We start from the raw sequence: 5,340 nt of genomic DNA on the forward strand, positions 1-5,340 counted from the left end.
GCGCGTCGCGCCGGCCGCGCAGGTACAGCACCAGCAGCGCGACAAGGCCGTACAGCGCGGCGCTCTGCAGCAGCTCGTACAGCAGCAGGGCCGGGCCGTCGTGCTGGCCGCGGGTGGTGGCGTAGTCAAGCACGCGGGCCGCGCTCGAGAGCACGACGAACAGCAGCGCGCCGCGCCGCCCCAGCAGCCAGGCCGCCAAGGCGGTCGGCGCCACCAGGAAGGGCGAGTAGGAGATGGTGGCGCCGGTGTCGAGGTCGAGCAGGACGATCAGCGCGGCCAGCAGCAGCAAAAAGGTCCACACCAGGCGCAGGCTGGCGTGGCGCGCCACGCTGCGCAGGCGCAGCTGGATTTTTTTTGTTCGAAGCATAAACACCTGCGGTCTTTGTGTCGTTGTGGGCGGGGGCCTACAGCATAAAGAAAAGACAGGCTATACGTCGTACGATACGATGACAAGTTAATATTTGTTTAAAATTGTAGCGTTCTATCTTTACATTGTTTTACACGGGCAACACTTGTGTTCCCCGGTTTATTTGCTCAGCGTGCGCATCGCCCGCTCCAGGCCGTCCATGGTCAGCGGGAACATGCGCCCGTTCATCAGCTGGCCGATGAGGGCCACCGACTGCCGGTACTGCCACACGCCCTCCGGCTCGGGATTGAGCCAGGCGAACTTGGGGAAGGCGCTGGTGAAGCGCGCCAGCCACGCGCTGCCGGCCTCCGCGTTGTTGTACTCGACCGAGCCGCCCGGCTGCAGCACCTCGTAGGGGCTCATGGTGGCGTCGCCCACGAAGATCAGCTTGGTGTCGGGCGGGTATTTGCGCAGGATGTCCCAGGTCGGGAAGCGCTCCGCGTGGCGGCGCCGGTTGTTCTTCCACAGGTAGTCGTACACGCAGTTGTGGAAGTAGAAGAACTCCATGTTCTTGAACTCGGACTTGGCGGCCGAGAACAGCTCCTCGGTGCGCTCGATGTGGTCGTCCATGGTGCCGCCGACGTCGAACAGCATCAGCACCTTGATGTTGTTCTTGCGCTCGGGCTGCATCTTGATGTCGAGGTAGCCGGCGTTGTTGGCGGTGGCGCGGATGGTGGCGTCCAGCGCCAGTTCGTCCTCGGCGCCCTGGCGCGCGAACTTGCGCAGCCGGCGCAGCGCCACCTTGATGTTGCGGGTGCCGATCTCGCGCCCGCCGTCGTAGTCCTTGTACGCGCGCGCCTCCCACACCTTGACCGCGGTGCGGTTGCCGCCCTTGCCGCCGATGCGCACGCCCTCGGGGTTGGTGCCGCCGTTGCCGAACGGCGAGGTGCCGCCGGTGCCGATCCACTTGCTGCCGCCCTCGTGGCGCTCCTTCTGCTCCCTGAGCAGCTCGGCCAGGCGGTCCATCAGCTTGTCGTAGCCGAATTTTTCCAGCTGGGCCTTCTGCTCCTCGCTCAGCTCGCGTTGCATGCGCTGCACCAGCCAGTCCAGCGGAATGGCGCCGCTGCTCTCGAAGGCGGCGTTGATGCCCTTGAAGTACAGCGCGAAGGCGCGGTCGAACTTGTCGAAGTGGGCCTCGTCCTTGACCAGCGTCAGGCGCGCCAGATAATAAAACTCGTCCATCGAGGCGCCGATGACGCTGTGCTGCATGGCCTCGAGCAGGGTCAGGAACTCCTTGATCGTGACCGGGATTTTGGCGTCCTTGAGGGTGAAGAAGAAGTCGATCAGCATGTCAGCGGGTTCCGTGGCGGGCCAGCTGGTAGCGCAGTTGCGCCTTGATCTCCGGCCACTCGCCGGCCGCGATGCTGTACATCACGGTGTCGCGCACGGTGCCGTCGCGGCGCAGCGCGTGGTGGCGCAGCACGCCGTCCTTCTTCGCGCCCAGCCGTTCGATGGCGGCCTGCGAGGCGAAGTTGAAATTGTCGGTGCGCAGGCCCACCAGCGCCGCGCCCAAGGTCTCGAAGGCGTGCGTCATCAACAGCAGCTTGCAGGTGGTGTTGACGTGGCTGCGCTGGCGGCTCTTGGCGTACCAGGTGTAGCCGATCTCGAGCCGGGCGATGGCCGGCACGATGTCGTGGTAGCTGGTGGTGCCGAGCACCGCGCCGCTGGCGACATCGACCACGGCGAACGCCAGCCGGCCGGGGCGCATCTCCAGCGCGGTGGCGATGTAGGCGTCGACCTGGTCCGGTTCGGGCACCGAGGTCACGCGCAGCGTCCACAGCTGGCCGTCGTGGGCGGCCGCGCGCAGGCCGTCCGCATGCTGCGGGCCGAGCGGTTCGAGGCGCACGCCGTGCAATTCCAAGGTGACGGGCGCGACCGGCGCGGCGGGGCGGGCGAGCTGGTGCATCATCGGTTGGCCCGGTTCATCGCCACCAGGCGCTCGAACAGGTGCACGTCCTGCTCGTTCTTGAGCAGCGCGCCGTGCAGCGGCGGCACGATGGCCTTGGCGTCCTGGCTGCGCAGCGCCTCGGGCGGGAGGTCCTCGGCCAGCAGCAGCTTGAGCCAGTCGAGGAATTCCGAGGTGGACGGCTTCTTCTTCAGGCCCGGCACCTCGCGCACCTCGTAAAACGTCTGCAGCGCCTGCGCCAGCAGTTCTTGTTTCAGGTGCGGGTAGTGCACCGCGACGATCTGCGCCATCGTGTCGCGGTCGGGGAACTTGATGTAGTGGAAGAAGCAGCGGCGCAGGAAGGCGTCCGGCAACTCCTTCTCGTTGTTGGAGGTGATGATGACCAGCGGGCGGTGCTTGGCCTGCACCATCTCGCGCGTCTCGTACACATAGAACTCCATGCGGTCCAGTTCGCGCAGCAGGTCGTTGGGGAACTCGATGTCGGCCTTGTCGATCTCGTCGATGAGCAGCACCACCGGCTCGGGCGCGGTGAAGGCTTGCCACAGCACGCCCTTGACGATGTAGTTGTGGATGTCGCGCACGCGCTCGTCGCCCAGCTGGGAGTCGCGCAAACGCGACACGGCGTCGTATTCATACAACCCCTGCTGGGCCTTGGTGGTGGACTTGATGTGCCACTGCATCAGCGGCATGTCCAGCGCGGCAGCCACCTCCTCGGCCAGCATGGTCTTGCCGGTGCCCGGCTCGCCCTTGATCAGCAGCGGGCGTTGCAGCGTCAAAGCCGCATTCACGGCCAGTTTCAGGTCATGGGTCGCGACGTACTGGTCGGAGCCTTCGAAGCGTTGTGGGGCGTGCATGCGTGTCGGTCTCAAAAAGAAGGGAGTAGCGACAGTATAGGGGAGTTCGCTAGAGGAGGTGCTCGGGTGGGGCGGCCGGACAGTGTGTTGTGGCGGCAATGATTCTCTGTGGCGCGGCAGAAAGTCTTGAGTTAGAATCGAAGATTAATAGTGCAAAAGTCAAGTTTTGCATCCGCGGTAGTATCCGATTACTTACCTTGCAAATACCATGAAAAAAATCACCGCACTTCTCGTGCTCGCAGGCCTAGCTCAAATCGCCACGGCGGCGGACCTCGTGGGCAATGCCCAGAACGCCAAAGCGAAGATTGAAATGTGTATTGGATGTCACGGGATCCCCGGCTACAAGGCCACCTTCCCCGAAGTGTTCCAGGTGCCGATGATCGGCGGCCAGTCGGCCAAGTATATCGAGAGCGCGCTCAAGGCGTACCAGAAGGGCGACCGCAAGCACCCGTCGATGAAGGGCATCGCCGCCAGCCTGTCGGACCAGGACATCGCCGACGTCGCCGCGTTCTATGCGCAGCAGACCGCCACCGCCACCGCCGCGAAATGAGGAGCGAGCCCATGAAAAAACTGATCACCGCCGTGCTGTGCTGCGCCTCCTTCTCCGCCATCGCCGGCGGCAACATCGACGCCGGCAAGGCGCTGGCCGACAAGTACAGCTGCTTCGCCTGCCACGGCAAGGACTTCAACAGCCCGATCGACCCGGCCTATCCGAAGCTGGCGGGCCAGCACAAGGACTATCTGGAGCACGCGCTGACCGCCTACAAGCGCGGCGACGGCGCCAACGGCCGCAACAACGCCATCATGACCGGCCAGGTCAAACCGCTGAGCAACCAGGACATCAAGGACCTGGCGGCCTACCTGCACAGCCTGCCAGGCACGCTGGCGGTGCACCGCTAACAACAATGCAACAATGGGGTCAGGTCTGACATTCGGACACGACCCCGGCTGTTCAGAGGCGGCGCTTGATCGCCTCGATGTAGGCGTCGCCGTCCGGCGGCGTGCCGTTGCGCTGGGCGGTCCAGATCATCTCGCCCAGGCATTCCATGATTTCATGCTGCGCCGCGTGCGCGTCGTCGAGCTTGAGCGTGAGCGCGGTGGCGGCGTCGCGGATGCCGCGTGGCTGGTCGATCGAGATCTGCTCGTCGATCGACAGGTGCATCGACAAATGCAGGAACGGATTGGCCTGCGCGCCGCCCACCGAGTAGTCGCGCGTGAGCGCGTGCTCGACGTCGGCCAGCAGGTCGTGGTATTCGGGATGGTGGCGCACCCAGTCGCCCGCCATGGTTTCTAGCGGCGTCAGGATCTCGTTGGCGCGCTGCTTGCGGTAGACCTCGCAAAAGAAGCGGCGCACGTCGTCGGAAGATGGATTAAACATGGCGCCATTGTACCCGCTGGCTACAATGCGTACCGCCACCACCGTAATTTCTCAAACTTGAAGGATCACCTCATGCTCGACCAGACCGCCCTCGACACCCTGTTCTACAACGCCCGCACCCACAACGGCTGGCAGGACCGCGCCGTCAGCGACGCCCAGCTGGAGCAGCTGTACGACCTGATGAAATGGGCGCCGACCTCGGCCAACGGCTCGCCGGCGCGGCTGGTGTTTGTGCGTTCGCCCGAGGCCAAGGCGCGGCTGTTGCCGGCGCTGTCGGCCGGCAACGCCGACAAGACCATGGCCGCGCCGGTCACCGTCATCATCGGCATGGACATGGAGTTCTATGAAAAGCTGCCGCAGCTGTCGCCCGCGGTGGACGCCCGCTCCTGGTTCGCCGGCAACGACGCGGCGATCCAGTCCACCGCCTTCCGCAACGCCTCGCTGCAGGGCGGCTATTTGATCCTGGCGGCGCGCGCGATCGGCCTCGACTGCGGACCGATGTCCGGCTTCGACAACGCCAAGGTGGACGCCGCCTTCTTTGCCGGCACGCCGGTCAAGTCCAACTTCCTGTGCAACCTCGGCTACGGCGACATCGCCAAGCTGCGTCCGCGCGCGCCGCGGCTGGCGTTTGCCGAGGCCTGCCGCATCGAGTGAGGCGGCGCGCTCATAAAAAAACGGGACAGTCAGACTGTCCCGTTTTTGTTTAGCCGATCTTCTTTTGCGGCCCGGCGGGCGGCGCCGCTTCGGCCGGCGCTGCTTCAGGCGCCGCGCTGTCGCAGGCCGGGGCCGGCGCCTC

At 65.1% G+C, this 5,340-nt stretch carries 8 protein-coding genes; 3 read left to right on the forward strand and 5 right to left on the reverse strand.

Annotation, left to right across the window (positions count from 1 at the left end; all coding sequences use genetic code 11):
- The 4 genes from GTP90_RS34730 to GTP90_RS34745 all read right to left on the reverse strand — a co-directional run.
- Positions 1 to 367, reverse strand: a 367-nt coding sequence (locus GTP90_RS34730) for a hypothetical protein (protein WP_161087782.1), incomplete at its 3' end; no start/stop codon positions are given.
- A gap of 159 nt (positions 368 to 526) precedes the next feature.
- On the reverse strand, positions 527 to 1,696 hold the full coding sequence (locus GTP90_RS34735; protein ID WP_161087783.1) for a vWA domain-containing protein: 1,170 nt from the start codon (positions 1,694 to 1,696) through the stop codon (positions 527 to 529).
- Between the two features lies 1 nt (position 1,697).
- Positions 1,698 to 2,312 carry a GNAT family N-acetyltransferase gene (locus GTP90_RS34740; protein ID WP_161087788.1) on the reverse strand — a complete coding sequence of 205 codons (615 nt, stop codon included), beginning with the start codon at positions 2,310 to 2,312 and terminating at the stop codon, positions 1,698 to 1,700.
- The gene (locus tag GTP90_RS34745; protein WP_161087784.1) at positions 2,312 to 3,166 is read right to left on the reverse strand and encodes an AAA family ATPase; all 855 of its coding nucleotides are present in this window, start codon (positions 3,164 to 3,166) and stop codon (positions 2,312 to 2,314) included. The genes GTP90_RS34740 and GTP90_RS34745 overlap by 1 nt, the downstream gene beginning before the upstream one ends.
- A gap of 208 nt (positions 3,167 to 3,374) precedes the next feature.
- Between GTP90_RS34745 and GTP90_RS34750 the strand changes: the two genes are divergently transcribed.
- Complete coding sequence (locus GTP90_RS34750) at positions 3,375 to 3,716, forward strand: c-type cytochrome (RefSeq protein WP_161087785.1); 342 nt, start codon at positions 3,375 to 3,377, stop codon at positions 3,714 to 3,716.
- An 11-nt stretch (positions 3,717 to 3,727) separates the two neighbouring features.
- Complete coding sequence (locus GTP90_RS34755) at positions 3,728 to 4,066, forward strand: c-type cytochrome (RefSeq protein ID WP_117012097.1); 339 nt, start codon at positions 3,728 to 3,730, stop codon at positions 4,064 to 4,066.
- 52 nt (positions 4,067 to 4,118) lie between these two features.
- Here GTP90_RS34755 and GTP90_RS34760 read toward each other — a convergent pair whose 3' ends face one another.
- A complete protein-coding gene (locus GTP90_RS34760) occupies positions 4,119 to 4,544 on the reverse strand; it encodes a DUF1841 family protein (protein WP_161087786.1) in 426 nt (141 codons plus the stop codon).
- 72 nt (positions 4,545 to 4,616) lie between these two features.
- Here GTP90_RS34760 and GTP90_RS34765 point away from each other — a divergent pair, with 72 nt between their 5' ends.
- A complete protein-coding gene (locus GTP90_RS34765) occupies positions 4,617 to 5,198 on the forward strand; it encodes a malonic semialdehyde reductase (protein ID WP_161087787.1) in 582 nt (193 codons plus the stop codon).
- The last annotated feature ends 142 nt before the right edge of the window (positions 5,199 to 5,340 follow it).

Source organism: Duganella vulcania (genome assembly GCF_009857655.1).
Taxonomy (GTDB): domain Bacteria; phylum Pseudomonadota; class Gammaproteobacteria; order Burkholderiales; family Burkholderiaceae_D; genus Rugamonas; species Rugamonas vulcania.